Annotated in this window: 1 protein-coding gene; it reads left to right on the forward strand. The window is 49.6% G+C overall.

The window, feature by feature from the left end; all coding sequences use genetic code 11:
* Window positions 1–21 precede the first annotated feature (21 nt).
* Window positions 22–248: cupredoxin domain-containing protein (locus AAEZ09_RS28885; protein WP_502947621.1), on the forward strand; the 227-nt coding region annotated here is incomplete at its 3' end.

Raw genomic sequence — 248 nt, forward strand, 5'->3', positions numbered from 1 at the left:
GTACGCATCCCCGGCCTAAAAATGAAAGTCGTCGCGACGGATGGGATTGATGTCAGTCCCGTCGATATCGATGATTTCCGTATTGGGGTGGCCGAGACTTATGATGTCATCGTGACGCCCACTAAAGACGCGCATACCATATTTGCTCAAAACATAGATCGGTCAGGCTATGTTGCGACAACGCTTGCTACCAAAAAAGGTGCTCGTCCTGCGATACCTGCTATGGACAAAATCGAATGGCTGACGAT

Source organism: Pseudomonas sp. 65/3-MNA-CIBAN-0223 (assembly GCF_040310425.1).
Taxonomy (GTDB): Bacteria; Pseudomonadota; Gammaproteobacteria; order Pseudomonadales; family Pseudomonadaceae; genus Aquipseudomonas; species Aquipseudomonas gregormendelii.